28 protein-coding genes and 1 pseudogene are annotated in these 24733 nt (G+C 71.8%); 18 read left to right on the top strand and 11 right to left on the bottom strand.

Translation table 11 applies throughout. From position 1 onward, the window contains the following. Positions 1 to 156 precede the first annotated feature (156 nt). The gene (locus JOD51_RS16775; protein ID WP_204606501.1) at positions 157 to 600 is read left to right on the top strand and encodes a barstar family protein; all 444 of its coding nucleotides are present in this window, start codon (positions 157 to 159) and stop codon (positions 598 to 600) included. Between the two features lie 110 nt (positions 601 to 710). Here JOD51_RS16775 and JOD51_RS00115 read toward each other — a convergent pair whose 3' ends face one another. Further along, the gene (locus tag JOD51_RS00115) at positions 711 to 1085 is read right to left on the bottom strand and encodes a hypothetical protein (protein WP_204606502.1); all 375 of its coding nucleotides are present in this window, start codon (positions 1083 to 1085) and stop codon (positions 711 to 713) included. A gap of 450 nt (positions 1086 to 1535) precedes the next feature. On the opposite strand from JOD51_RS00115, the gene JOD51_RS00120 reads away from it, so the two are divergent. Next, on the top strand, positions 1536 to 1877 hold the full coding sequence (locus JOD51_RS00120) for a DUF4190 domain-containing protein (RefSeq protein ID WP_204606503.1): 342 nt from the start codon (positions 1536 to 1538) through the stop codon (positions 1875 to 1877). A gap of 157 nt (positions 1878 to 2034) precedes the next feature. Here the strand turns inward: JOD51_RS00120 and JOD51_RS00125 are convergent, their stop codons facing one another. Beyond that, positions 2035 to 2295 (bottom strand): hypothetical protein, encoded by a 261-nt coding sequence (locus tag JOD51_RS00125; RefSeq protein WP_204606504.1) that lies wholly within the window; start codon positions 2293 to 2295, stop codon positions 2035 to 2037. A gap of 230 nt (positions 2296 to 2525) precedes the next feature. Here JOD51_RS00125 and JOD51_RS00130 point away from each other — a divergent pair, with 230 nt between their 5' ends. Then, positions 2526 to 2669 carry a hypothetical protein gene (locus JOD51_RS00130; RefSeq protein ID WP_204606505.1) on the top strand — a complete coding sequence of 48 codons (144 nt, stop codon included), beginning with the start codon at positions 2526 to 2528 and terminating at the stop codon, positions 2667 to 2669. Between the two features lie 90 nt (positions 2670 to 2759). On the opposite strand, the gene JOD51_RS00135 is transcribed toward JOD51_RS00130, so the two are convergent. After that, positions 2760 to 3746, bottom strand: coding sequence for a CobW family GTP-binding protein (locus tag JOD51_RS00135; RefSeq protein WP_204606506.1), 987 nt, complete (start codon positions 3744 to 3746; stop codon positions 2760 to 2762). Positions 3747 to 3794: 48 nt separating this feature from the next. On the opposite strand from JOD51_RS00135, the gene JOD51_RS00140 reads away from it, so the two are divergent. The 7 genes from JOD51_RS00140 (at position 3795) to JOD51_RS00170 (ending at position 9641) form a co-directional block, all read left to right on the top strand. Next, complete coding sequence (locus JOD51_RS00140) at positions 3795 to 4730, top strand: magnesium chelatase ATPase subunit I (protein WP_204606507.1); 936 nt, start codon at positions 3795 to 3797, stop codon at positions 4728 to 4730. Beyond that, the gene (locus tag JOD51_RS17445; protein ID WP_204606508.1) at positions 4727 to 6514 is read left to right on the top strand and encodes a VWA domain-containing protein; all 1788 of its coding nucleotides are present in this window, start codon (positions 4727 to 4729) and stop codon (positions 6512 to 6514) included. The genes JOD51_RS00140 and JOD51_RS17445 overlap by 4 nt, the downstream gene beginning before the upstream one ends. Positions 6515 to 6885: 371 nt before the next feature. Further along, positions 6886 to 7434, top strand: a complete 549-nt coding sequence (locus JOD51_RS00150; protein ID WP_204606509.1) for a hypothetical protein — start codon at positions 6886 to 6888, stop codon at positions 7432 to 7434. A gap of 84 nt (positions 7435 to 7518) precedes the next feature. Beyond that, complete coding sequence (locus tag JOD51_RS00155; RefSeq protein WP_204606510.1) at positions 7519 to 8001, top strand: DUF2975 domain-containing protein; 483 nt, start codon at positions 7519 to 7521, stop codon at positions 7999 to 8001. 11 nt (positions 8002 to 8012) lie between these two features. Continuing rightward, positions 8013 to 8237: a helix-turn-helix domain-containing protein gene (locus JOD51_RS00160; protein WP_307839500.1), complete on the top strand. Its 225-nt coding sequence runs from the start codon at positions 8013 to 8015 to the stop codon at positions 8235 to 8237. Positions 8238 to 8611: 374 nt separating this feature from the next. Continuing rightward, positions 8612 to 9259, top strand: coding sequence for a hypothetical protein (locus JOD51_RS00165; protein ID WP_204606512.1), 648 nt, complete (start codon positions 8612 to 8614; stop codon positions 9257 to 9259). A 40-nt stretch (positions 9260 to 9299) separates the two neighbouring features. Continuing rightward, positions 9300 to 9641, top strand: a complete 342-nt coding sequence (locus JOD51_RS00170) for a hypothetical protein (RefSeq protein WP_204606513.1) — start codon at positions 9300 to 9302, stop codon at positions 9639 to 9641. Positions 9642 to 9653: 12 nt separating this feature from the next. On the opposite strand, the gene JOD51_RS00175 is transcribed toward JOD51_RS00170, so the two are convergent. Then, entirely contained in the window at positions 9654 to 10118 is a 465-nt protein-coding gene (locus tag JOD51_RS00175) for a hypothetical protein (RefSeq protein ID WP_204606514.1), read from the bottom strand. A gap of 234 nt (positions 10119 to 10352) precedes the next feature. Here JOD51_RS00175 and JOD51_RS00180 point away from each other — a divergent pair, with 234 nt between their 5' ends. The 4 genes from JOD51_RS00180 to JOD51_RS00195 all read left to right on the top strand — a co-directional run bounded on the left by JOD51_RS00180 (position 10353) and on the right by JOD51_RS00195 (position 15583). Further along, positions 10353 to 10991: a response regulator transcription factor gene (locus JOD51_RS00180; RefSeq protein ID WP_239539739.1), complete on the top strand. Its 639-nt coding sequence runs from the start codon at positions 10353 to 10355 to the stop codon at positions 10989 to 10991. Further along, entirely contained in the window at positions 10984 to 12186 is a 1203-nt protein-coding gene (locus JOD51_RS00185; RefSeq protein ID WP_204606516.1) for a sensor histidine kinase, read from the top strand. Before JOD51_RS00180 ends, JOD51_RS00185 begins: the two co-directional genes overlap by 8 nt. Positions 12187 to 12305: 119 nt before the next feature. Then, a complete protein-coding gene (locus JOD51_RS17450) occupies positions 12306 to 14306 on the top strand; it encodes a bifunctional lysylphosphatidylglycerol flippase/synthetase MprF (RefSeq protein WP_204606517.1) in 2001 nt (666 codons plus the stop codon). Next, entirely contained in the window at positions 14303 to 15583 is a 1281-nt protein-coding gene (locus JOD51_RS00195) for an alpha/beta hydrolase (protein WP_204606518.1), read from the top strand. The genes JOD51_RS17450 and JOD51_RS00195 overlap by 4 nt, the downstream gene beginning before the upstream one ends. 77 nt (positions 15584 to 15660) lie before the next feature. On the opposite strand, the gene JOD51_RS00200 is transcribed toward JOD51_RS00195, so the two are convergent. From JOD51_RS00200 to JOD51_RS00210, 3 genes and pseudogenes are all read right to left on the bottom strand, one after another. Then, positions 15661 to 16098: a hypothetical protein gene (locus JOD51_RS00200; RefSeq protein WP_204606519.1), complete on the bottom strand. Its 438-nt coding sequence runs from the start codon at positions 16096 to 16098 to the stop codon at positions 15661 to 15663. Between the two features lie 4 nt (positions 16099 to 16102). Next, positions 16103 to 16282 carry a hypothetical protein gene (locus tag JOD51_RS00205; protein WP_204611381.1) on the bottom strand — a complete coding sequence of 60 codons (180 nt, stop codon included), beginning with the start codon at positions 16280 to 16282 and terminating at the stop codon, positions 16103 to 16105. A gap of 145 nt (positions 16283 to 16427) precedes the next feature. Continuing rightward, a pseudogene (locus JOD51_RS00210) lies at positions 16428 to 16778 on the bottom strand (GNAT family N-acetyltransferase); the annotation flags it as partial. Positions 16779 to 16865: 87 nt separating this feature from the next. Here JOD51_RS00210 and JOD51_RS16790 point away from each other — a divergent pair. Beyond that, positions 16866 to 17105, top strand: coding sequence for a PLDc N-terminal domain-containing protein (locus JOD51_RS16790; protein WP_204606520.1), 240 nt, complete (start codon positions 16866 to 16868; stop codon positions 17103 to 17105). A gap of 19 nt (positions 17106 to 17124) precedes the next feature. On the opposite strand, the gene JOD51_RS00220 is transcribed toward JOD51_RS16790, so the two are convergent. The 3 genes from JOD51_RS00220 to JOD51_RS00230 all read right to left on the bottom strand — a co-directional run bounded on the left by JOD51_RS00220 (position 17125) and on the right by JOD51_RS00230 (position 19677). After that, entirely contained in the window at positions 17125 to 17319 is a 195-nt protein-coding gene (locus tag JOD51_RS00220; RefSeq protein ID WP_204606521.1) for a hypothetical protein, read from the bottom strand. Positions 17320 to 17433: 114 nt separating this feature from the next. After that, positions 17434 to 18087: a class F sortase gene (locus JOD51_RS00225; RefSeq protein ID WP_204606522.1), complete on the bottom strand. Its 654-nt coding sequence runs from the start codon at positions 18085 to 18087 to the stop codon at positions 17434 to 17436. 3 nt (positions 18088 to 18090) lie between these two features. Further along, positions 18091 to 19677, bottom strand: a complete 1587-nt coding sequence (locus JOD51_RS00230) for a tyrosine-protein phosphatase (protein WP_204606523.1) — start codon at positions 19675 to 19677, stop codon at positions 18091 to 18093. 229 nt (positions 19678 to 19906) lie between these two features. Here JOD51_RS00230 and JOD51_RS00235 point away from each other — a divergent pair, with 229 nt between their 5' ends. The 3 genes from JOD51_RS00235 (at position 19907) to JOD51_RS00245 (ending at position 22764) form a co-directional block, all read left to right on the top strand. Next, on the top strand, positions 19907 to 20920 hold the full coding sequence (locus tag JOD51_RS00235) for a LacI family DNA-binding transcriptional regulator (protein ID WP_204606524.1): 1014 nt from the start codon (positions 19907 to 19909) through the stop codon (positions 20918 to 20920). A gap of 159 nt (positions 20921 to 21079) precedes the next feature. After that, positions 21080 to 21745: a 2'-5' RNA ligase family protein gene (locus JOD51_RS00240; protein WP_204606525.1), complete on the top strand. Its 666-nt coding sequence runs from the start codon at positions 21080 to 21082 to the stop codon at positions 21743 to 21745. Then, the gene (locus tag JOD51_RS00245) at positions 21742 to 22764 is read left to right on the top strand and encodes a LacI family DNA-binding transcriptional regulator (RefSeq protein WP_204606526.1); all 1023 of its coding nucleotides are present in this window, start codon (positions 21742 to 21744) and stop codon (positions 22762 to 22764) included. The genes JOD51_RS00240 and JOD51_RS00245 overlap by 4 nt, the downstream gene beginning before the upstream one ends. On the opposite strand, the gene JOD51_RS00250 is transcribed toward JOD51_RS00245, so the two are convergent. Continuing rightward, on the bottom strand, positions 22761 to 24662 hold the full coding sequence (locus tag JOD51_RS00250) for an ABC transporter ATP-binding protein (protein ID WP_204606527.1): 1902 nt from the start codon (positions 24660 to 24662) through the stop codon (positions 22761 to 22763). The genes JOD51_RS00245 and JOD51_RS00250 overlap by 4 nt on opposite strands. Between the last annotated feature and the right edge of the window lie 71 nt (positions 24663 to 24733).

Genomic DNA, 24733 nt, shown 5'->3' on the forward strand with positions numbered 1-24733 from the left:
GGAGCGGACTTTACGATTCCGGGTCTGCCCGCAAGCACCCGGGAATCCACTGGAGGACCGGCTTACGGGCGGCCTCGCGTCGGCAGGCGCGTCCAGGACGCTGCGAGATCGGGCGCCGCCCCACCTCGACCTCTTCGCCGTACTACGGTTCGTAGCGTGCCCTCATTCTCCACCGAAGACATCCTCGGCAACAGGCTGGACTTCGAAATCGCCCGCGACGGGTTTGTCCGCAGGCTTGAAGACGATGCTGCGTTGCGCAACGCCAAGACGTGGCTTCGGCGCGAGGGCTACCGGGTCGTGAAACTAGACGCCGGGGCCTGGGAAGAAGACAAGCAGATGCACATGGCCTTCGCGACAAGCCTTCAGTTCCCCAGCTACTTCGGGAAGAACCTGGACGCGCTCAACGACTGCATGTCAGACGTAGCTGAGGCAGCCTACGGGTGGGACGCATCCGAGACTGGCCTCGTCCTGATTCTCTCCAGCTTTGACCGGTTCGCTCAACGACTCCCACGCACCGCCTACCACGTGCGGGACATCCTGCAATGGCAAGGACGCTACGCAGCTCTCTTCGGGAACCGGCTCCTCACGATCCTGTCCTGACGGGGATCGGCTATCAAGACGAAACGAGCGAGAGCCCTCGCGCTTCCCTGCCGAGGACTCATCCCTCCGGACGCGGGCTGCGTCGAGACTGCGGCCGATCGCAGGCGTGGTCAGATCGGCACCGAGTCGAACCGCTCGTCGATCTGCGGGTCGTAGAGCGGGAGCTGCAGCGTTGCCATCGCCTCGATGACCAGGTTGTACTGCTCTCCTGACATCCACGAGCAGCTCACGGTGACGCTCTCGGGCGAGTAGCCGGCATCGATGCCGGCGCGCTGGTCCGGCGAGATGAGCATGGTCTGTTCGCCGCCTTCGGCGCGATGTGCCTCGACCGTCCAGCCCGGGAACGCTTCGATGAGCGCCTGCTCCGCCGCGTCGAGGTCGAGTAGATCGAGCCCCACGACCGGCTCGCCCTCCATCAGGGCCTCGTACACGGCGCGAGCCTCGAGCTGCTCGCTCGTTCTCCAGAACACGAACTGCTGGCTCATCGCATCTCCCCTTCGGCGGTGTCCACAGACTGCGCTCCCACCGTGCCACACTCGCCCGATGAGCGCCGCGGACCTCGACGATCAGCTGGGTGATCGTCGCGCGTCGCGATCGGGACGACACGGCTCCGACCATCGCCGCGCTCGTCCCGCAACACGTCGGGCAGCTCAACCGTCACTCCTCATGAGAACGCGCGGTGGGCGATCGGCTTGCGCGACGCGATAGCGACATTGAGCGCGGCGAGAACGACGGTACAGAGCGAAGCTGCTCACACGTTGCCGCCAGGTGATCCGCGGATTCGGTATCGACCTCGACCCGTCTCGGTGGAGGTCGGCGTGAGGTGCTCGCGCGCTACCCCGGCCCGTGTCGGTACCGACAGAGGGTGGTGGGGTGAGCACGTTACCCGGCTATCGTTGAGACATTCCATAACGAATCGTCAGGTGGGGGATACAATGAGCGACTTTCAGAATCCGGGTCCGGGGCAGAACCCCTCGAACCAGCCGCAGTACGTGCAGCAGGCGCCGGTGATCGTCGGCTACCAGCCGGCGCCGCCCAAGGGGCTGAGCATCACCAGCATGGTGCTGGGCCTGGTATCGATCGTCCTGGGTTTCACGTTCATCGTGCCCTTGCTCGGGTTCATCCTCGGCATCATCGGCCTCCGCAAAGAGCCCGCGGGACGTGGCATGGCGATCACCGGGCTGATCCTCAACGGCTTGTTCGTCCTCGGTTGGGCGCTCGTGGTCATCGCCGTGGTGGGACTCGGCGCCGCCGGCGTCGCCACCAGCGGAAGCTGAGGTTGTCACCGATCGCGTGACGGCGGCGACACGGCAGGGTCAGGCCACCTCGTCGCGCTGATCTGCAGCGACGAGGTGCGTCCGCCCCCTCGGTGATCCGGGCACCGATCGTGCGAGGCGGGTCATGTGCGCGGAAGCCGACGCTTCCGCGCGCCGTTCATTCTCCGGTGGGGGAGTGGCGGGCCAGGAACGTGGCCGCTTTCAGCGTCAGCCGTTCGTCAGCTTTCCGCAGGTCGCGGACCCTGGTCGCCTCATCAGCAGTTGTGCTGCCAGTGCGGTGCAGCACGTCTCTCGCCCACGCGAGCGCAGACTCAGGGGGCTGACCACCCGAGGGGATTGCGCCACCGAAGAGGACCTGCAGCCGCACGCGCGGATCCTCCTTGTCGCCGAAGATCTTCGCTGCCCAAGTGCTCTGCATCTGCCTTCCCTTCTCCTCGGCCCCAACCTACGAGCCTGGGTCAGGCACCACCTCCGCCTCGCGACGGAGAACCGGCCCGAGCGGCATCACTCACAAACCTCGTGACCGCTCCGCGGGCGCACGACGCGGACGGTGAAGAACTCCCGGACATGCTGGGTGACGATCTTCAACTCACGCTGCGCGGAGTACGAGGAAGGGACACATGCAAGTGAGGAAGGTCAGTCCTCGGCGTGCTGAGTCTCCTTCTCGTGCCGTTCCTGGTGCAGGGGCTGCTGCCAGCAACGCTGGGGACGGTCGCGTTCGTCGCGGTCACCGCCTGGGTCCTCTACGGAGCGGTGAACTTCACGCTCACGCAGCGATCCGGCCAGAAGTAGGCATTCGCGAACAGCCCCGGTGCAGGGCACCGGGGCTGTTCCGTTTCCGGTCCTGAACCCCGACCAGCGGGCTCTCGGACCGCGCGCCGCTCACCGGCTGAGCCGCAGCAACCTCCGGAGCCGCCGCACGCCCGCTGGCGACGAGGGTCCGTCCACCGCGACCGACTCGAACCGCGCCCGGACGACCTCGGCGTCGAACCCGTACCCGATGGCGACGAGTGCCCGAGCCGCGGTCCCGGTCCCGAGCGGTTCGACGTGGACCGTGCCGGTGACGACGTGCACCACGTACGGCCGGCTGGCGTTGCCGATCCGGACGTCGACGATGCCCTTGATCCGCGCGACGCCCGGAACGGGGATGTCGAGCAGGTCGACGAGCGTGTCCGCGGACACCGGGGCGTGGAGTTCTCGGGTGACGGCCTCGGCGTGGTGGTGCACGTGCTCCGGCTCCGTCAGACCCGAGAAGTCGAGCTCGTCCGATGCTGCCCGCTCCGCGACGTCGAACAGCACGGTGGGGTCGATCGCGCCCCGCACGGCCTGGACGACGACGGCCCGCGGGGCGACGTCCCCGAGCGCGCGGAGGACGCGGTCGGCGTCCGGTGTCCGGTCGGTCTTGTTCGCCACGACGAGCGATGCCGTCCGGTAGCGGGCGTCGCCGAGGCGCTGGGCCTCGGTCGTCCGTCCGAACCAGGCGGCGTCGACGACCTCCACGAGTCCGCCCCACCTGGCGCGGGGCGCCGAGCTGAAGCGGATGAGGCGCGAGAGCACCGCGGGATCGGCTGCACCGCTCGCTTCGACCAGGACGACGTCGAGGGCGAGTCGTGCGTCGGTCAGGCGTTCGAGGGCGTCGTCGAGTCCTCTCGTGTCGTCGAGGCAGCAGATGCACCCGCCGGAGATCGACGCCGCCTCGTCGATCTGCCCGACCACCAGTCCGGCGTCGATGTTCACGGCCCCGAAGTCGTTCACCACGACGCCGATGCGGGCGCCCGGCGTGCGGAGCAGCGCGTTGACCAGGCTCGTCTTGCCGACGCCGAGCGGTCCGGTGATCGCGACGACGGGCACGGTCGAGCGTGCGGTCATGGTCGCCCTCCGTTCCGGACCGTTGATGAGAACAGTTATCATCAAAGCATGTCGGATGCGGTCTTCCCGTTCAGCGCGGTCCTCGGTCAGGACGAGCTGAAGCGCTGCCTCGCGCTCTGCGCGGTCGATCCGGGCATCGCCGGTGTCCTGGCGATCGGCGACCGTGGCACCGCGAAGACGACGACCGTCCGAGGCCTGGGCGCGCTGCTCCGCACGGCGGGGGTGCTGATGCCGATCGCGGAACTGCCGCTCGGCGCCAGCGAGGACCGGGTGCTCGGTTCGCTCGACGTCGACCGCGCCCTGCGCGGCGAGGTCGCCTTCGCGCCGGGCGTCCTCGGCCAGGCACACGGCGGCTTCCTCTACATCGACGAGGTGAACCTGCTCGACGACCTGCTCGTCGACGTGCTGCTCGACGTCGCCGCGTCCGGCGTGAACCGGGTGGAGCGCGACGGCATCAGCCACGTCCACCCCGCCCGGTTCGTGCTCGTCGGCAGCGGGAACCCCGAGGAGGGCGAGTTGCGCCCGCAGCTCGAGGATCGTTTCGGCCTGGCGACGGCGGTCACGACCATCACCGACGTCGACGTCCGCCTGGAGATCGTCCGCCGCCGCCTGCGGTTCGACCGCGACCCGGACGCGTTCGTCGCCGCCGCACGCGAGTCGGAACTCCGGCTGGGCGAACGCATCGTCCGGGCGCGGGACCTGCTCGACGAGGTCGCGGTGTCCGAGCGGATCCTGCGCCAGATCGTCGACGTCTGCGTGGAGTCCGGCGCGATCGGCCACCGTGCCGACCTCGTGATGACGCGGACCGCCCTCGCGGGCGCGGCCTTCGCCGGCCGGGCAGAGGTCACCGGCGCCGACGTCGCCATGGCGGCCGTGCCGGCACTCCGACACCGGACCCCGCGCCAGCCAGCGGAACGGGCCGCAGCCCCTGCCGCGCGCGTCCGACTGGCGACGGCTCGGGTGCTCGGTCTGCGGGCCGCGTGACCGACGACCAGCACCGGGCGGTGCTCGACCGCTGGCTCGCCGGCGACCGGTTCGGGATCCTCTGCACGGGCGACGCGGACATCGCCGAGCGGGCCTTCCGCGAGCTCGCCGATGCTGCTGATGCCCGCTTCGCGCACGCCGAGTCGGTCGACGCGGAACGGCTCGCGGTGGTCCGAGGCGAGCGCGTGCTCGCCCTGGCGTGGGACGCCGGCGACGTCGCGCCGGCGCTGCTCCGCCGCTGCACGGCGGTCCTCCGGTTCGCACACCCCCGCACCGTCACGTCGCCGAGACCATGCAGGGCACCGGTCTGGAGGCTCGACGAACTGCCCGGCGCGGTCGTCCGGCTCCTCGACGTGGCCGGTCTCCGAGACCACGGGCTCGACGTGGCTGCGTCGCGTCTCGCCCTGGGGCTCGCCGCCGGCGGCCACCCGGATCCGCTCGCCGTCGTCGCGGGGGTCGTCGCGGGGCCTCGGCGCTCCGGATCGGCCGTACCCGAGGACCCGACCGGGGGAGCGGACGGCGAGGGTGGGGACGACGCGGCCGGCCCGTCGGTCGAGGACGAGGCGGACGGCATCGAGAGCGGACCGGCGACCGATGATGCAGCAGCGACCGCCGACGACCAGGACGGCGACGGAACGGCAGCAGGCGACCCGGACACCGGTGCCGGCGACGAGGACGGTACGGGCAGTGGGCGCGCTGACCGCCCGGACGCGACGGGCGAACCGGATGCGTACGACTCCGACTCGACGGAGGATCGGCCCGGTGACGAGGCGGATGGGAGCGACGAGGGCGACGCGATCGCCGACGACCGGGCGACCAGCAGCGCGGACGTGAGCAGCGGTGCGGAGGCGAGCACCGCCTCCCGGCCGGACCCGGCCCCGACCGCCAGCGACGGCGCGACCGGTACTGACGGCGCGACCGGCGCGACGGCGACGTCGCAGGAGTGCACGCACGACGGCGACCACACCGGCCTGTCGGTCACCGTCGAGGTGACCGGCATCACGACCGACCAGGCGATGCGCGTACGCCCGGCAGCGCGGACCGACCGGCACCTGCGCGGGCGGGACGGGCCGTCGAGCCGATCCGACGACCGCGGCCGGATCGTGCGTGACGTGGCGCTCGACCGCGGTCGGGGTGGGATCGCCGTGGTGCCGAGCCTGCGCCGTGCGGCGGTGCGGGTGGCGCTCGAGACCGCGATGGGCCGACCCGATCCGGTCCCGCTCGTCCGGGACGACCTCCGTGCAGCGGTCCGGGCGCGACGAGGGGGGACCCACACGGTGCTGCTCGTCGACGGCTCGTCCTCGTTGGGGCGGGCCGGACTCGACCGGGCGGGTTCCGCCGCTGACCGCCTGGCCGCAGAGGTCTGCGCGCGACGCGGCACCGTCAGCGTCGTCGTGGCAGCCGGCGACCGTGCGGAGGTCGTCGTCACCCGCTCGACGAGTCTGCACCGCACCCGGTGGGGGATCGGTCGGGCGCGGACGGGTGGCGGCACGCCGCTCGCACACGGGCTCCTGGTCGCCGCGGAGCTGCTCGACGCCGACGAGCCCGGTCGCCGCCGGCTGGTGGTCGTCTCCGACGGCAGGCCGACCGTCGGACTCGACGGAACGGTGCTCGGCGAGGCCGCGGCGGTCGGCGAGCTCCGTGCGGTGCTGCTCGACGTCGCCTCCCGCGTGCCGGACGTCGCTCTGCTCCCCGTCGGCGTGCCTCCCGGGATCCGGTTCGAGCGCGACACGGGGCCGTTCCGCGCTGCTGGTGTCCGGGTGCTCGGGGACGGACGGGTCTGAGCGGCAGCGCCGAGTTCGGGATCGATCTGCTGGCCCTCGCTGGAATCCAGCACCCAACGCCCCGTGACTGGTGGCGGGAACGGCAGCTGCCCCTCGACGTCGTCATAGGCCGGCCGGCCGTGGACACCACCGGCATCCTCGCAATCGCAATCGCAATCGGTAGCAGTGACGCCGCCCGCTTCGTCGACCGCAACGAGGTCACGGGCCGCGCGCTTGAGTCGCGTGGACGGTGAAGGTGCCTGACGCGTCAACCACGCCCTTGCGCCCGTAACGATCGGGTCTCAAAGTTTGACTGTTTTTCACGTTCGCCCATACGATTTGCAAGAGTCGGCCAGTAAAAGAGGTCGAGCCCAACAATGCAAGGGGGAACGTTGCTGAAGTTCAAGAAAACTGCTGCCATTGCGGCTGTGCTGACGGCGGGGATGACGTCGTTCGTGGCAACGCCGGCTTTCGCCGACGGTGACGCCGCAAGTCAAGATTCGATCACGATCAATGGCCGGGAGTTCGGCCCGGAAGACGGCTTGGTCACGACCACGGAGTCGTTCGAGATCACGCCCGGCACCGGCGACACCGTCGGTTCGACCTACCCGACGGACCGAGCGCCGGGCGTGATTCAGCCATTGGCAGACTGGGGATCGAGCTACGCAAGATCGTCGGAGTACGTGCAGTATTTCTACAAGGGGACCGCGAAGGCTGCCGCGAACGTTTTCTCTGGCAAGCGGATCGTGCAGGTGTGCATCCAGTACACGCGGAGCGGTAAGGGTGTCGCAGACAAGCGCTGCTCGAACGCGAAGAGCAACGGTTCGTCCTGGTCCGCGGGTGCCGAGGCCGTGTCCTACGCCGCCGACGCAGCGTACGTCACCGGGCCGCGGACTGTGTTCAACATCTCGACCTCACGGATCGACCCGGGTATCCGCTGACGTCACGCTGTCGTGCTGGCGACCTCCACGAAGTAGCGTCGTCGCCCGCTTGACTCACTGAGGGCATCTATCGATAATCGATAGATGCCCTCAGTGATGAAACGCACGTCCCCGACCGCTACTGTTCTGACGTGGATCGCACTCGCCATGCTCGGCGCGGTCGTCCTCGCGCTTGGAGTCGCTGCTGCCGAGTCCCTGCCGCTGCTCGCAGGGATGTACCGACCACTCATCGCACTCGAACCCTTGATTGCGACGGTTCTACTCGTCGTGGGGACGTGCATTGAACTGGCTCTCGCGCTCATCGCGCTTCTCGTTGCCGCAATTCATGATGGGCGAATGTTCGACCGTGCGTCGCTGAGGCTGGTCGACATCCTCATATCTGTCGTTGGTGTGGCGACAGCCGCGGTGGCCGTGATCATCCCCTTCCTGCCTGGACCACCCGCTCTCGGACTCCTCGTCATCGCCGCGACACTCGTCGGCCTCACAACTGCGCTCGTACTTCTGGTGTTGCGTTCGCTGCTACGGCGAGCTGCCGTCATGGACGAAGAACTCTCGGAGGTGATTTAGTGGCGGTCAGAGTGGTCCTCGATCAGCTACTCCAGGACCGGGGCCTCAGTGTCGCCGAATTCTCAAATGCAATTGGCATTTCGGCAGCGAATGTCGCGGTTCTCAAGAACGGACGGGCGCGAGCCATACGATTCTCAACGCTCGACGCGATCTGTGGTGTTCTGAACTGCGAGCCCGGTGATGTTCTGCGATGGGACCAGACGCCCCCCGATCCTGAAGTAACGGTTGCCCCATAACGACTGGCATTCCTCACCCCGTCAGCGGCGCGGCCACCTTCTCCGACATCGTCATCCGCGAGTACGGCGACTGACGCGGACGGCCGGTGGGCACCTGACCGGTGCCCACCGGCGGCGCTGCCGGTCACGGATCATCAGCGGCCAGTCGTGACCGCAGGACGACCGACCCCTGCGCGCGAGGACGAGACTGTACTCCTCGCCCCGCGCTGCGCGGTAGCGTTGAGCCACCCCGGTTCCGTGACCGACCTGCGAAGGCGACCGGGGTGCACGGTGGGGCGTGCGGTCATGAGTGGTCTCGGCTGCCTTCACCAGAAGCCGGGGCGACCGCTGGGGGAGCGGAGCAGTTCCCTCGGCGCAGTACCTGAGGGGACACCATGTCGATCAAGCACATCTTCACCACCGTCGTCGGGATCACGGTCGTGACCGTCGCACTCGCCGGCTGCTCGTCGCAGTCGGGGGAGTCCGCGCCGAGCAAGGCCGCAGCGAAGCCGTCGCAGAGTCAGGCGGCGGACCAGCAGACGCCGACCCCGACGCCGACCAGCACGGCCGCAGCGTCCGGTGTCGTGAAGGTCACGTCGGACAAGATCACCGACGACCAGATGGGCCACACCGTGCAGGCCGACGAGGTCGTCCGGAACTTCCCGTGGACCTCGGCGCAGTCGGGGCTCGCGGACCGGGACGACAACGAGCAGGTCCTGGTCCACGTCGCCGTGACCGCGGGGGACAAGTACTACTCGACGATGGACTGCCTGGCGATCCGCGTGCAGGCACACGGCAGCACGGAGTCGTACACGTCCCAGGGCACGACCTCGGTCGTCGAGGACGCGATGAAGGCAGCGGGCTACCCGGCGCTGACGAAGGTCGAGCAGGGGCAGTCCGGCGAGGGCTGGTGCGCCTACTCCGTGACCGACCCGTCCGACGTCCTCGACCTGCAGTACCAGCGCAACGCGGCCGCGTCGAACGACGGGACGCAGATCACGGCGAAGGACTTCTACGCCGAGATGACGCCGGTGGCGTCGTGACGCGGGCCTCCGGGTGAGGCGCAGAGTGACCGGTCCCGAAGTGATCGACGACCGATTCGCAGCGCGGTTCGTCGACGCTGTCCACGACTGTTTCGTCAACAGCGCGATCCTGAACGAGGGCATGTGCTGGGTCGGTGGCCGGGTTCGCGAGCCCCACGATGCGGTGATCCTCTACCGGGACCGCCCGGACGGGCCCGTCCTCGGCCGCTTGTACGAACTCCGCTCGTACTCGGCGCTCTTCGGCGGCGAGACCGCGCAGTGGCTCGCGAACGAAGCATGGGTGAGCGACATCACCGATCCCTCGGGCGCCGGTGAGCCGAAGGAGGTCGACTGGGCGGTCGGTCTGGTCGACGACCCCGCTGCGGTCCGCTGGCTCGACTGATCGGGGCCGCCGTCACTCGTTGCCCCGCATCTCCAGGGCGTCCCCGTCGGCGCACTCGGACACCGCGGTGATGGTGTACCGATGAGCGGCCGCGAGGAAGCTGATGGAGGTTGTTGGCCCCCCGACGCCCCGCACGCCGAGGATCGGGTCCGAGCCCCCGCTGTTGAACGGTCCGGTCGTGATCCCCTCGCGTTCCCAGAGCGTTTTCACGACGGCGATGTCGTGAGCCGGGTCACCGCTCGGCCCTTCCCATGCCTTGATGTAGGTGTACGCTGCGCCGTCTCCGCCCGTCCCCTTGGTGCACTGCTGCACTGCCGGTCCGCTGTACACCTGCCAGTCGCCGTCGACCGCCTCCGCTGACCGGTCGACGATGTCCTTGACCGACTGTCGCGCCTCCGTCGTGCTGACGCTCCTGGCGACTCCAGACCCCGTCGGACCGCCGCCGCTGCATCCCGTCAGGGCGAGGATCGCGGTCATCACACCGACGACGACGACCGCCGGACCGGTTCGTTCCCCCCGTGGACGCACGGTCAGCCACCCGTCCCGAGATCGACGTCGGAAGCGGTCTGCCCCGTCGGTTGGTCGTCGTTCATCGTGTCCCCCTGCCCTGTGGTCGCGTCGTCGACGTCCCACAGTGATCGCCGTCCTCCGACCGAGCCAACCAGTGCGCTCCGCCCTCCGCACCCCTGATCGCCGCCCCCGCATGCCAAGATGACCGCCGTGACCACCGTCGTGATCGTCGATGACGAGACGCTCGTCCGGTACGGCTTCGAACTCATCCTGGGTGCCGCGCCGGACATCGACGTGGTCGCCACCACGGGTGACGTCGACGCCGTGCAGGTGGTCCGCGAGCACGCTCCCGACGTGGTGCTGCTCGACGTGCGGATGCCGCGGATCGACGGGCTCGAGGTCCTCCGTCAGCTGCAGACCCTCCCGGAGCCGCCGGCGGTCGCGATGCTCACGACGTTCGACACGGACGAGTACGTCGGCCGTGCGATGGACCTCGGCGCCGCGGGCTTCCTGCTCAAGGACACCGACCCGGAGGGGCTCGCCGAGTACATCCGCGTGCTGGCCCGCGGGGGAGTCGTCCTGGCTCCGGGGGTGGACCGCCGGTCGCTGTTCGCGGCCCGGTCCTCGGCTGCGACCCCGCCGCCGTCCCTGTCGGACCGCGAGCGTGCGGTCCTCCGGCTGATCGCCGACGGCGCGAGCAACCCGGACATCGGCCAGCGCCTCGGCGTCAGCACGGGCACCGTGAAGGAGGACGTCCGCGCCCTCCTGGCGGCGTTCGCCGTCCCGACACGGGTCCAGCTCGCACTGCGTGCCGCCGAGGCAGGACTGCTGGATGGCTGAGCATCGCCGCCTGGCCCGCGTCGGTCGGGTGCTGGCGGCGACGGACGGGAGGCTCGACCACCTCGTCGAGGTCGCCCTGCGCTGGGTGCGCACCCACCGGGCACCCTGGTGGCTGGTCGACCTGCTCTTCGTCGCGGCTGCGGTCGCCGACGCGGTCCTCGACATCTCGGGAGCGACGACCGTCGACACGGTGCTCTCCCTGCTCGCCGCGGCCGGACTGCTCATCCGCCGGCGCTTCCCGGTGCTGGCGTTCGCCCTGACGGTGCCCGCGCTGTTCGTCGGTTCCGCCGTGGTCGCGGGCAGCATCGCGCTGTTCACGCTGGGAGAGCGGACGGACCGCCGCTGGCTCATGCTCCTGGCGGCGCTGGTGCAGTTCGTGGGCTTCAGCGGGTTCGTCGGGCCGGCGCAGGCCCCGGCGGAGATCGTCGTCTCGGTGGTCTACGCGCTGCTGTTCGCCCTCGGGCCGCTCGCGGTGGGGCTGCTCGTCCGGACCCGCCTGCTGCTGACCGAGCAACTGACGGCGGCCCGTCTGGCCCGGGAGGACGAACGCCGCCAGGCCGCAGCCGTCGCACTCTCGCGGGAGCGGGCACTGCTGGCACGGGAGATGCACGACGTCGTCGCCCACCAGGTCACCCTGATCGCCGTGCAGGCGGGGGCGATGCAGATGGCCGGACGCGACGAGGCCGAGCGCGGGTTCGCCCGGACGATCCGGCAGCTGTGCGTCGTGACCCTGCAGGAGCTGCGCGGCATGGTCCAGGTGCTCCGTGCCTCCGGCGGGACCGACCGGCAGATCGCCCCGCAGCCGGTGCTCGCCGACCTGCCCCGACTGGTCGCCGAGAGCGGCCTCGACACCCGCTGCGACGTGGACCTGCCCGACACCCTCGAGCAGCCGCTGCAGCGTGCCGTGTACCGGTTCGTGCAGGAGGGCCTGACCAACGCCCGCAAGCACGCCCCCGGCGCCCTGGTCCGGGTGAGCGGCCGGCTGCGCGGCGACGAGGTCCTGGTCGACGTCGTCAACGGCCCGGCGCGGTCGGACCGCCTGGAGCTGCCGGGCTCCGGCCTCGGGCTGATCGGGCTGGGGGAGCGGGCGTCCCTGCTCGGCGGCAGCATGCAGTCGGGGCCGCAGCCGGACGACGGGTTCGCGCTGCACCTGCGGCTGCCGGTCGCGCACGTGTCGGCCGTCCGGAAGCGCTGACGGCCCCCGGAGCGACCCCGCCCGGGTCGTCCGGTCGACGGACCCCGATGGCCGATCGGCCATCGGAGTTCACGCTGCGGGGCGATGCCGAGGAGCGCTCGTTCCGCTGCAATCAGAACGTGGCACCCTCAGCGCTCGTCGGACGGCTCCGACACCTCCCGGTCTCCGTCGCCGTGGCGGTGACCGCGGTCGTCCTCGTCGTCACCGCGCGCATCGCGCATGCCGAACCGGACTTCCCGCACCACCCGCCCGTCGCCTGCCTGGCGCTCCTCGGCGTCGTGCTGACGGTGGTGCTCGCCGAACGGTCCCTCGGATCGGTCCGGACGCTCCTGATCGGCGTGCTCGCGCCGACGCTCGGTGTGCTCGGGACCCTGCTCACCGTCACCATCGGGTCCGCGCTCGGCGAGGCGCACGCCGAACTCGCCGTCGGCCAGCCGCTCTTCGCCCCCTCGACCATCGCGGCGGCGCTCCTCGGCGCCGCCTCGGCGGCGATGCCCGCGCAGCGCCGGTGGCGCACCCGCGCCGCGCTCTGGACCGTCGTCCTGACGCTCGTCCTGTTCGCCGGCCACGGGTCGGACCTGGCGCGGGCCCTGGCGGCCCTGCTCGGGACCGCAGCGGGCGCGTTCGTGGTGCGCCGCGCCTCCCGTCCTGGAGGCCCGTCCACCCATGACACCGTCAGCGCACGCACGTGGGTGGTCGCGACCCTCATCGCGCTGGGCGCGGGTACGCTGGTGACCCCCGTCGTGCCGGACCCGGACGGCGTGCTGTCCGTGTTCGCCGACGCCATGAGCGACCACGCGGTCGTCGTCGTCGGGCTCCTGCTGCTCGCCTCGGCGTGGCTCGTGCAGCGCGGCCGCCGCGTCGGCGTGTACCTGGCCGTCGGCGTGCTCGTCACGCTCACCGCGGTGCTGGCCGACGTGTTCCTCATCGAACCGATGACCGACGACGCCGTGCAGTGGCGGGGGATCGGACTCGACGCGATCGAGTGGCAGGTCACCCTGCTCGGCGCCTGGCTCGTGCCCGCGATCGTGCTGCTGGCGGTGCTCGCCCTGCGCGGCACCCTGGTCCGCGGACGGTTCCGGGCCGCCGCCGACGGACGTGACGCCTTCGTCGGGATGCTCCGCGACGGCGACGCCGGAACCCTCGGCCACATGGGCACCTGGCGCGGCAACGCGACCTGGACGCACCCGGGCGGACGCGGGGCCGTGGCCTACCGGGTCTGCGGCGACGTGGCGCTCACGGTCTCGGACCCGGCGTGCTGCGCGGCCGACCGTGCCGAGGTGGTCTCCGCGTTCGCGGCCTTCTGCGAACGGAACGGCTGGGTGCCGGCGTTCACGAGCGTGCACGAACCGGTGCGGCAGATCCTCGCCGCCGAGGGCTGGACGTCCCTGCCCGTCGGCGTGGAGTCGGTGCTCGACCTGACCGCCTTCGACCTGCGCGGCAAGAAGCGGCAGGACCTCCGGACGGCCTCGAACCGCGCCGACCGCGAGGGGGTACGCGACGAGTGGACGACGTTCGACGCCCTCGACGCCGAGCAGCGGGCCGAGGTCGAGACGATCTGCACCCGCTGGGCGACCGATCGACGACTGCCCGAGATGGGGTTCACCCTCGGCGGCTTCCACGAGCTCGACGACCCGGACGTGCGGCTCATGCTGGCCGTGGCCGCCGACGGGCACGTCACCGCGGTCACCAGCTGGCTGCCGGTCCACGAACGCGGGGCGCTCGCCGGGTACACGCTCGACGTGATGCGCCGCGGCGAGGACGGGATGCCCGGCGTGATGGAGTTCCTCATCGCCCGCACCGCACTCCGCGCCCGTGACGCCGGGCTGCGCATGATCAGCCTGTCCGGCACGCCGCTCGCCGCCCACGCCGGCGCCGGGTCGCTCGTCACCCGCGGGTCGCTGCTCGTCGCCCGGCTGCTGGAACCCGTGTACGGCTTCAGGTCGCTGCAGCGCTTCAAGGAGAAGTTCGGAGCACGGCACGAGACACTCTGGATCGTGGTCCCGACTCCGCTGCACGTGCCGCGGGTCGCCCGCGCCCTGGCCGGTGCGTACGTGCCGGGTCTGCGGCCGAAGCACCTCTGGGCGCTGCGCCAGGCACACCGCGCGGCGGCCCGGTGAGCCTGACCGAGTGGCTGCTCGCCACCCAGCTGCAGGCCCCGTCGAAGCTCGTCCCGCTGGACGTCGCGTTCGCGCTGCTGACCGTCGCCGTGCTGCTGCCGGCACTCCGAGCGCTCCGGTCCCGCGCTGCCTGGCGTCGCGCCGGACTCCGGGCCGCCGTCGCCGGGGCCGCGGCCGTGGTCGTGCTCGTCGTCTGCTGGGTGCTCAGTGACCTGATGAACCTGTTCGGCGTCGCGCTGAGCCCCGTCACGCGGATGTGGCTCGTCCTGGCCGCCGCTGCACTCGGCATCGCGGTCGTCGGGCTGGTGCAGGGCGGCCGGTGGCGTCGGGTCCTCGCCGCGGTGCTCGTGCCGGCGGCGCTGCTCGTGCCCGCGCTCGGGGTGAACGTCGAGTTCGCGATGTACCCGACCCTCGGCACCGTCGTGCAGAAGGACCCCTACCCGGAGCTCGACCTCGCCGCCGTGCCTGCTGCTGCCGTGCCCGCCGTCGGGGAGGTCCGCACGGTCGACATCCCGGGGCAGCGCTCCGGCTTCGACGCCCGCCCGGCCGTCGTGTACCTGCCGCCGGCCGCCCTCGTCCGGGACCCCCGGCCGCTGCCCGTCGTGCTCGCGTTCTCCGGGCAGCCCGGGGCCCCGAGCGACCTGTTCACCGCCGGACAGCTCGACAAGGCACTCGACGCCTACGCCGCAGCGCACCAGGGCCGCGCGCCCATCGTCGTCTCCGTCGACCAGCTGTCCGCGCCCGGGCTCAACACGATGTGCGTCGACTCCACGCTCGGGAAGGCCCGGACCTACGTCACCGAGGACGTGCCCCGCTGGCTCACCGCACACCTGCCGGTCACCACCGACCGGCACGCCTGGGGCCTGACCGGGTTCTCGCAGGGGGCGACGTGCGCGATGCAGTTCGTCACCGCGCAGCCCGACCGGTTCGGACCCGTGCTCGCGGTGTCGAGCGAACTGCACCCGATCGACCAGAACCCGCAGCACAGTGCCGACCGGGCCTTCGGCGGTTCCCTCGCCGCGTGGAAGGCCGCCGGTCCGATGGCGCAGATGCGGGCGAACGGGCTGCACGGGCACGCGCTCTGGCTGACGGCGGGGTCCTCCGACCGGGAGTTCAGCGACAACGCCCGGGTGCTCGCACGGGCCGCACGGGCCGCTGGTGCCCACGCCACCGTGGCGCTCGCACCGGGGAGCGGGCACGACTGGAACACCGTGCAGTGGTCGTTCCGCACCGAGCTGCCGCAGGTGGCGGACGTGCTGTTCGCGGCGCTGCGCTGACCTGGACGGTGGGCCCCGACGGCGCGACCAGCGGGGCTGCGGTGCCGCGGGCCTCCCGGCAGGGTCAGCCGGACCGGTCAGCCGACGCCCTCGCTGACGACCCGCCACCCCTCGGCGTGGTGGCGCAGGCACAGGCCCCACGTGTTCGCCCCGGGCTCCATGCCGGTGAGACCGGTCTCGCGTGTCCCGAACTCGAAGCACTGCTGCCGGTCGGCCGCTGCCGTCGTGCGCTGCAGGGCGGACCAGGAGTCCATCGTCGGATCGCCCTCGCCGGTCCACTGCTGCCACAGGCTGGCCGGGCACCAGTTCGTGTCGTCCGGGGCGGAGAGCGCCCGCATGCCGTGGCAGTCGCGGCGGACCGCAGCGTCGAGGAACGCCCGGGCGACCGTGCGGGCGGAAGCGCCGGACGACGGCAGGGGTGCCTGCGGGCCGGAGCGGCCGGGCGCACCGACGACGACCAGGCCACCGACGACGGCCAGGACCAGGCCGGTGGTGATCAGGGGGACGCGACGCACGGGGTCATCCTCCTGGACGGTGCTGCGCGTCGGCATCGAGGAACGGCGTCGTCGTGCCGGTGCGGTGGTCGTCGCGGAGGAGCCCGTACGCGACTGAGTCCCGGTGCGTGCCGCCGACCACCGGCCAGGTGCGGCGGTACTGCGCCTCGAGGACCCAGCCGGTCCGGGTGAGGACGCGGCGCATCGCGTGGTTGTCGTCGCGTGTCTGCGCCTCGATGCGCAGTGCCGCCGACCACCGGCCAGGTGCGGCGGTACTGCGCCTCGAGGACCCAGCCGGTCCGGGTGAGGACGCGGCGCATCGCGTGGTTGTCGTCGCGTGTCTGCGCCTCGATGCGCGGGACCGCCGGGAACGAATCGAAGACGTGGGTGGCGAGGGCGCGGACGAGCTCGGTGCCGATCCCACGACCGCGGGCTGTCTCCGCCAGCCGGACGTCGATCATCGGGACGTCCTCGTCGAGGTCGTCGAGCACGACCAGCCCCTCCGGTGCCCCGTCGACCTCCACGCGGAACACAGCGTGGTCCGGGCCGGTGAAAGCGCCGTCCGCGATGCGCTGCTCGACCGATGCGCGAGTCGGGGACGCGGTGATGTGGAAGGGGAAACGGTTCGACGTCAGGAAGCTGATCAGCTCGTCACGGTCGGGCGGGTCCGCGACGTCCAAGGGGCGGAAGACCATCTCCATGGCTCGACCGTACCGATCGAAGACATCCCGGCGCTTGACCCGCCCCGGTTGCTGCGCCAGGGTCGGACCTGAACCGGAGGTCCTGCCGTGCACAACCCCGTCATCCCCCAGCAGTACGACATCTCGTGGACGATCGCGCTCGTCGCCGTCCTGGCGCTGATGGTCGCGGCCGTCGTGTCCGTCGTGCGGAACACCGAGCGGATGACGCTGCTGGCGACCGTCGTGTGGGTCGTCGGCGTGGTCGTGCTGCCGGTGCTGGGACCGCTCGTCTGGTTCATCGTCGGACGGCGGGACCTCCGCCGACGTCCGAGCACCCTCCGCAGCTGACGGCTGACCGTCGGCACGGTCAGCGGTGCTGACGCTTCCGGGTCTCGTACCAGCCGAGCAGCGCGGCGACGAGCACCATCTCGACGAAGAAGTACGTCGCGCCGTTCCCGGACCGGGCGGCGAGCGGGGTGAAGACCGCGAGCCCCAGGACGATCATCGCGACGACGCCCCAGCGGAAGGTCCGCCGGTCGCAGTCCCCGTCTGCGCTGTTCACGATGCCTCCTGATCGGCTGGTGCGGTCGATGTGGACGCCCCATGCTCGCACGACCGGAGGCCGTGTGTCAGTCGCCCGACTGGCCGACCGGAGTCGTACCCCTGACGACGGGCCTCAGGCTCGCACCGCCTCGACCACCACGTTGCTGACCGACCGTTCGCCGTCCGGCCGCTGCAGGCACGTGATCACGACGAGCCGCCCCGGCGTGTTCGCCCACACCTCGGCGTCGGCGTGGATGTCGCCCTTGCCGACCGTCTCGGTGCGGGTGACGCGGTAGCGGACGTCGTCGACCGTGATCGCCGCCCCCGCCGCGATGCGCGGGCGCCCGGCCGCGACGTCGATGAGCGCGTTCCCGGGCCCGACACCGCCGCCGCGCAGGGAGTGCATCGCGACGAACACGGTGCCGTGGGCCGCATCGGTGGGGGCGACGCCGAGGTTCCGCACCCAGTACGCCGAGGTGAAGCCGGGAGGCTCGACCACGTCGTCGACGACGCTCAAGGCCCCGAGGGGCACGTCCAGACCGACGGACGGGGCCGCGAAGCGGCCGACCCCGGAGGGGGTGGCCGACGCGCTCGGGGCGGGTGCGGGGCCGTCCACCTGCACGGGGTGGCCGGCGAGGTCGAGGGTGGGCGGGCCTCCCGTCTGGCGGGTGTGGGGGAGCGTCAGGCCGACGATCGCGGTGACGACCATCCCGACCGCCAGCACGCCGGTGGCGGCGCCGAGGACGGATCCCCGGCGCCACCGCTTCGTCGTGTGTCGTGTCGTCACGACTCAGCGGCCGCTGCGGAACTGGCCGTTGCTGGCCCGGCCGCGCAGGCGGAGCACGCCGAGGCCGGCGAGCAGGGCCGAACCGAGACCGCCGAGCAGGACCCACGGCAGGACGCCGCCGTCGGCGGGGCTGGCCACGACCGTGCCGCCCGTGGCGACGGACGGACCCGATGCGGAGGAGGACCGGACCGGGACGGTCGCCACGGTCGTGCCCCCGCGGGTCGTGGTGGTCCCGGTCGCCGAGCGGGCGACCAGGACGATGCGTGCCGCGGTGGTGACGGCGGTCCCCTTCGCGTCGGCCAGGAACAGCGTGTGCGCGCCGGCGGCCAGGTCGGCCGGCAGGACGACGGAGGCCGAGACGGTCCCGGCCGCCGTCGCGGTGACCGTGCCGATCACGCGCGGGGTGGAGTGCACGACGACCGAGTAGACCGCACCGGGCGTGAGTCCGGCGCTCGTGATCGTCACGGCGGAGCCGGGCGCGAACGGGCCGTGGGCGGCGGGGCCGTTCGCGACGACGGACAGGGCGGGCTGCTGCACGGTGACGCGGTACTGCTTCGTCGTCGTGCCGTCCGCCGCGGTCACCGTGACGACGGCGCTGCGACCGGTGACGGCCACCGAGGAGGTCGCTGCCGAGTTCGTCGTCGTGACGTGCACGTCCGCGGCGGTCAGCGCGGTCAGCGGTGCGGTGACGGTCGCGCCGGCCGGGGTCGCGGCAGCGGCGAGCGGCACGGTGACCCCACCGACGGTGACGGCCGAGGCAGAGGCGTCGTCGGAGACGAGGAACCGGGCACGGAGGGCCGCGACCTCGGCCGGGGTGACACCGATGGTCTTCGACAGGTACGAGTCCATGCCCGCGTACTTCGTCGCGACGTCGTGCTCGAAGGTGCCCTGCAGCAGCTGCGGGGTGGCCCACGTGACGCCGAGCTGGGTGTTCGAGAGCAGGTAGTCGTGCAGGACGTCCGCGCTGTCGACGCCCAGGACCCGGTCGAGCAGGTCGATGACGGTGCCGGTGCGGTCCATGCCGTGGGAGCAGTGGATGAGCACGGTGCCGGTCGTGTGCGTCGCCAGGATCTGGAGCACCTGGGCGTAGGCGCTGATCATCGGGCCGCGGTCCGCAGCGTCGACGTAGCCCTTGTCGGTCAGGTCGTGGTACATCACGGTGTCGTCCGGGTAGTCGCCGTCGGCGCCGAACATCGAGATGTCGACGACCTTTGCGCCCGGGATCGTCACGTCGGGCTTCGCCGCGACCTGACCGGGCGTGCGGAGGTCGACGACGAGGTCCACGTGGTACTTGCCCGCGAGCGTCTGGGCGCCGGCGGCCGTGACCTTGTCGAGCGACTCGGAGCGGATCAGCCGCGTTGCGTCGACCCGGCGTCCGTCGAGTCCGGTGAAGGCGCCGAGCTCGCGGCCGTTCACCATGCCGGGGACGTCGGTGACCGGGTGGTCCTGCGCGGTGAACGCGGGCTGCAGGCCGCTGTCGGCGCTCGCCGTGGTGGTCGAGAGGCAGACGGAGCCGAAGACGGCGGCGGCAGCGGTGGCGATGGACGCGGCTCGGAACAGCGCGTGTGCTCGGGCGGGACGGTTGGGCACGGGGCTCCTCGTTCGGGTACGGGTACGTGTCCGCCTGCGACCAGGGGGTCGGCGATACGGCGGGTACCGAGAACGATCGGGGTCTGTCCGGGCCGTTCGGTGAACAGTGCGCGACGGCAGACTTTCTGCGCGGTGAGCCAGCGCTCAGGATGGCGATCGGCGCTGCTCCTCGTCGAGGGACGCGCTGTGCCCGCTACCGTGAGGGGATGACCACACGACGGGCCCGGGCGTGAGCCACGCCGTCCCGACGATCCTCGACGTCGCCGCTGCCGCCGGCGTCTCGAAGTCCGTCGTCTCGCGGGCGCTCGCCGGGGCCTACGGGGTCGCACCGGCGACGGTGGAGCGGGTGAAGCAGGCCGCCAGCGACCTCGGCTACGTGGCGAACGCGAACGCCCGGGGCATGTCCGCGCACCGGACCCACACGGTCGGCGCGTTCGTGCGTGACGCCTCCACCCCGTTCTACGGGCACCTGCTGACGGCGTTCCAGCTGCGCGCCGCCGAGCGCGGGTACCGGGTCGTCACGGCGACCGGGGCCGGGTCGTTCTCGATCGCGGAGGAACGGCGTGCGCTCGAGACGTTGGTCGCGTTGCGGGTCGAGGGGCTCATCGTCTGCAGCGGCGCCCTGCCCGTGGAGGACGTCCTGCCGTTCGCGCAGCGCATCCCGACGGTGGTCGCCGGGCGTCCGGAGCGGGACGAGTCGGTCAGCAGCGTCTACTGCGACGAGCACGGTGGCGGGACGGCGCTGGCGGACCGGGTCGCCGACCTGGGCCACGAGCGGGTCGCGGTCTTCACGGTCGCCCGGTCGGGGTCGCTGACGCAGTCGGCCCGCACGGACGCGATGGCCCGGCAGCTGGGCGCGCGGGGTGTCGACGTGGTGCTGGTCCGCCTGGAGGACCACGGCGACGACCCGCGCCGGCTCGACTCCGCCGTGGACCACGTGGTGGCGGTCGGGGGCGTGACGGCGATCATGGCGCCGAGCGACCACTGGGCGGTGGGTGTCCTCGAGGCGATGCGCCGCCGCGGGCTCCGGGCGCCGGAGGACCTGTCCGTCACCGGGTACGACGGCATCATGCCGTTCGCCACCGAGCTGTTCGGCATCACCTCGTGGCGGCAGCCGCTCGACGTGATCGGGTCCCTGTCGGTGGACGACGTGGTCGACCAGATCGACGGGGTGACCTCGCGGGCGACGCACACCGCCATCGACGGCACGCTGGTTCCGGGCCGGACGCTCGCCCCGCGCTGAACGCCACGGCAGCACGGCAGCAGGGCAGCACGGCAGCAGGACGGTGCCGTTCGCGTCACCACCCGTTCACCTGCTCGTCGCCGTCCAGACGACCACCGCGGGGGCGCTGGTGACCACGATGGGGAACGTTCCCTAAACGTGCTCGACCGAACGGATCCCATGACCCAGTCCGACCCCGCCGACCGCACCCAGCGCCCCCTCGACGCCACCGACCCCTACCGGTACGGCGTCTACCTGCGCCCCGACGCCCGCACCTGCCGCGCCGTCACGGTCGTCACCGACCAGCTCCGCGCCCAGTACGGCCTGGTGTCCGCCGGCGCGTTCCCGCCCCACGCCACCCTGGTCGGCAGCCAGCCGTTCGGCCGCGACGTCACCGAGGTCGTCCAGGCGCTGACGACGCTGCTCGCCGACAGTCCGGCGTTCGACGTCCACAACGCCGGCGCCCGCGGGCAGGGCATCGGCTACGTGTACGACGTCGCCGAACGCCCCGACGGCACCCTGAACCAGGACTTCATCCAGCTCGCCGCGGACGTCGACGCCGCGGTCGCCCCGTTCCGCCGCTCGATGGACTCGCCGCCGCCGAACGACTACCTGCCGGAGAAGTGGCGCGCACACCTGTCGCTCGCCTCGCACGACCTCTACGACCGCCCGGACCTGCGCGACGAGGTCGGTGCCTTCATCCGCGAGCTCGACGTCGACGTGCCGTCCGGCTTCCGTGGCGACACCGTCGTCCTCTACCGGACGGCCAGCCCGGACTGGAGCGGCCGCTGGTGGCACACGATGACCTGGGAGCACGTCCACACCTGGACCCTCACCGGTCGATGACGATCACCCTCGCCGAGGTGGCGCGAGCGACCGGGCTGTCCCGGTCGCTCGTCTCCCTCGCCCTCCGCGGCGACGACGGGGTGTCCGCACCGTGTCGGGAACGGGTGGTGCGCGCGGCGGACGAGCTGGGCCTCCCGGTCGGCGCCCTGGCGCGGCGACGCGCCTCCGGCGACCCGCTCGTGCTCGGCGTGCTCGTCACCGACGCGGAACACCCGTTCCACGCCGAGGTGCTCGCGAGTGCGCACGTCACGGCGGCGACCCTCGGGTTCGCCCTCCGGGTCGTCGACGCGGGGCGCGACGACGCACGCCTGGTGGCCGGACTGGAGGCCCTCACCACCTCCGCCAAGTCGGCCGACGGTGTCCTCGGGGTCGCGGTGGTGAGCAGTCGGCTCGCGCCGGCGCGGGTGGTCGCAGCCGCGCGTCGGGTGCCGGTGGCCGTCCTCGGGTCGGGGGCGGGCCTCCTGGCCGGGGTCGGGGTCGACACGGTGGGTGTCGACGAGGAGTCCGGCATGCGGGACCTGCTGCTGTACCTGGCGTCGCTCGGGCACGTCCGGACCTGCTTCGTGGCGGAGTCCGCGTTCCCGTCGACGACACGGCGAGGCCGGGTGCACGCCGAGGTCTCCGGCTGGCTCGGGGCGCCCGGGGAGCAGTGCACGGCGGACATCGACACCCTCGTGGCGGAGCCCGCACGGGTCGCCCGCCACCTGGACGACGGCGTGACGGCGTTCGTCGCGGCGAACGACGCGACCGCGGCACGGCTGCTGGCGGCTGCCCACGGAGCCGGACTCGACCTGCCGACGGTGGCCGTCGTCACCGGGTTCGACGGCACCGTGCTGGCGGAACGGTTGGACCTGACGAGTGTCGGACAACCGTGTCGCCGGATGGGCGCGCGGGTCGTCGAGCTCGTCGTCGAACGGCTGCGGGGGCGGCGCGTCGACCGGCACGAGGTGTGGCCGACGGCGCTCGTGCCGCGGTGCCGGCCGCGGTCCGCGCTGCCGTCCGCGCACTCGGAGGCTTAGACCGCGCCGATCGCTTCCTCGTCCGCCACCGCTTCCTTCTGCACCGCGAACTGGGTCCGGTGCAGCTCCTCGTACCGTCCGCCCGCGGCCAGCAGTTCCTCGTGCGTCCCGCGCTCGACGATCGCGCCGTCCTCGACCACCAGGATCAGGTCGGCGCTGCGGATGGTGGAGAGGCGGTGCGCGATCACCATCGCCGTGCGCCCCTCGAGCGCCTCGCTGAGGGCGGCCTGCACGGCGGCCTCGGACGTGGAGTCCAGCGCTGCCGTCGCCTCGTCGAGGATGACGACCCGCGGCTGCGCGAGCAGGAGCCGTGCGATGGTCATCCGCTGGCGCTCCCCGCCCGACAGCCGGTAGCCGCGCTCGCCGACCATGGTGTCGAGCTGGTCCGGCAGGGACCGGATGAGCGGCTCGAGCCGTGCACGGCGGACGGCGTCCCAGACCTCGTCCTCGGTCGCCTCGGGGCGGGCGAGACGCAGGTTCGACAGGATCGTCTCGTGGAACAGGTGGCCGTCCTGGGTCACCATGCCCATGGTGTGCCGCATCGAACTGAACGTGACGTCACGGACGTCCGTTCCACCCAGGCGGACGGCGCCGCTGTCGACGTCGTAGAGGCGTGACAGCAGCTGCGCGATCGTGGACTTGCCGGCACCGGACGTGCCGACGAGGGCGACGGTCTGCCCCGGCTCGATCCGGAAGGACACACCGTGCAGGACCTCGTCGCCGCCGCGGGTGTCGAGCGTGGCGACCTCCTCGAGCGAGGCCAGGGACACCTTGTCGGCGGACGGGTAGGCGAACCGGACGTCGTCGAACTCCACGGCGACCGGGCCCTCGGGGACGGTGACGGCGTCGGGCTTCTCCTGGATGAGCGGCTGCAGGTCCAGCACCTCGAAGACGCGCTCGAAGCTGACGACGGCGCTCATGATCTCCACCCGTGCGTTCGCCAGGCTGGTCAGCGGCGCGTACAGGCGGGTGAGCAGGAGGGCCAGGGTCACGACGTCGCCGGTGTTCAGCTGGCCACCGAGTGCCAGCGAACCGCCGACCCCGTAGACGAGTGCGAGTGCGAGCGCGGAGACCAGGGTGAGCGCGGTGACGAAGACGAACTGCAGCAGCGCGCTCCGGACCCCGATGTCCCGGACCCGGGCGGCGCGGACGCGGAACTCCTCGGCCTCCTCGTCGGGGCGGCCGAAGAGCTTGACGAGCGTGGCGCCGGGCGCCGAGAACCGCTCGGTCATCTGCGTGCTCATCGCGGAGTTGTGGTCGGCGGCCTCACGGCGGAGCGCGGCCAGGCGGCTGCCCATCCGGCGTGCGGGGATGAGGAAGACCGGGAGCATGACCACCGCGAGCACCGTCACGAGCCAGGAGGTGCTGAGCATCACGACCAGGGTGAGGACCAGCGCCACGATGTTCGTGACCACGCCGGACAGCGTGCCGCTGAAGGCCTGCTGCGCGCCGATCACGTCGTTGTTGAGCCGGCTCACGAGCGCGCCGGTCCGGGTGCGGGTGAAGAACGCGATCGGCATCTTCTGCACGTGGTTGAACACGGCGGTGCGGAGGTCCAGGATCACGCCCTCACCGATCCGCGCCGAGTACCAGCGGGTCACGAGTGACGTGGCGGCGTCCGCGACGGCGACCAGGGCGATGACGACGGCGAGCCAGACGATCGTGCCGACCGCGCCCCGGGCGGCGATGACGTCGACCACCTGACCGGCGAGCACCGGCGTCGCGACCGCCAGGAACGCCCCCACGACGGACAGCAGGATGAAGACCACGAGCTTCGACCGGTACGGCACGGCGAACGTCATGATCCGCCGCACGGACGCGCGGGAGATGCCGTGCTTGCCGTCCCGGGCGGTCGAGATCTTGTACAGCGAGCTCCAGGCCACGCCTTCCATGCTCATGACAGTTCCCTCCGTGGTCAGCCGTGCCCTGCTGCGGTGACGGGTGCCCGGATGGTGACGGGGTCCGCGGC

The organism is Curtobacterium herbarum (assembly GCF_016907335.1).
GTDB lineage: Bacteria > Actinomycetota > Actinomycetes > Actinomycetales > Microbacteriaceae > Curtobacterium > Curtobacterium herbarum.

What these genes read in the sequence shown, in the direction of transcription:
- JOD51_RS00135 (WP_204606506.1), bottom strand. Translation starts at nt 3,746, where the DNA reads ATGACCGCACGCTCGACCGTGCCCGTCGTCGCGATCACCGGACCGCTC.
- JOD51_RS00115 (WP_204606502.1), bottom strand. Translation starts at nt 1,085, where the DNA reads ATGAGCCAGCAGTTCGTGTTCTGGAGAACGAGCGAGCAGCTCGAGGCT.
- JOD51_RS00120 (WP_204606503.1), top strand. Translation starts at nt 1,536, where the DNA reads ATGAGCGACTTTCAGAATCCGGGTCCGGGGCAGAACCCCTCGAACCAG.
- JOD51_RS00205 (WP_204611381.1), bottom strand. Translation starts at nt 16,282, where the DNA reads ATGCGCCGCGTCCTCACCCGGACCGGCTGGGTCCTCGAGGCGCAGTAC.
- JOD51_RS00155 (WP_204606510.1), top strand. Translation starts at nt 7,519, where the DNA reads ATGCCCTCAGTGATGAAACGCACGTCCCCGACCGCTACTGTTCTGACG.
- JOD51_RS00240 (WP_204606525.1), top strand. Translation starts at nt 21,080, where the DNA reads ATGACCCAGTCCGACCCCGCCGACCGCACCCAGCGCCCCCTCGACGCC.
- JOD51_RS00175 (WP_204606514.1), bottom strand. Translation starts at nt 10,118, where the DNA reads ATGACCGCGATCCTCGCCCTGACGGGATGCAGCGGCGGCGGTCCGACG.
- JOD51_RS00125 (WP_204606504.1), bottom strand. Translation starts at nt 2,295, where the DNA reads ATGCAGAGCACTTGGGCAGCGAAGATCTTCGGCGACAAGGAGGATCCG.
- JOD51_RS00250 (WP_204606527.1), bottom strand. Translation starts at nt 24,662, where the DNA reads ATGAGCATGGAAGGCGTGGCCTGGAGCTCGCTGTACAAGATCTCGACC.
- JOD51_RS00140 (WP_204606507.1), top strand. Translation starts at nt 3,795, where the DNA reads ATGTCGGATGCGGTCTTCCCGTTCAGCGCGGTCCTCGGTCAGGACGAG.
- JOD51_RS00245 (WP_204606526.1), top strand. Translation starts at nt 21,742, where the DNA reads ATGACGATCACCCTCGCCGAGGTGGCGCGAGCGACCGGGCTGTCCCGG.
- JOD51_RS00180 (WP_239539739.1), top strand. Translation starts at nt 10,353, where the DNA reads ATGACCGCCGTGACCACCGTCGTGATCGTCGATGACGAGACGCTCGTC.
- JOD51_RS00185 (WP_204606516.1), top strand. Translation starts at nt 10,984, where the DNA reads ATGGCTGAGCATCGCCGCCTGGCCCGCGTCGGTCGGGTGCTGGCGGCG.
- JOD51_RS00165 (WP_204606512.1), top strand. Translation starts at nt 8,612, where the DNA reads ATGTCGATCAAGCACATCTTCACCACCGTCGTCGGGATCACGGTCGTG.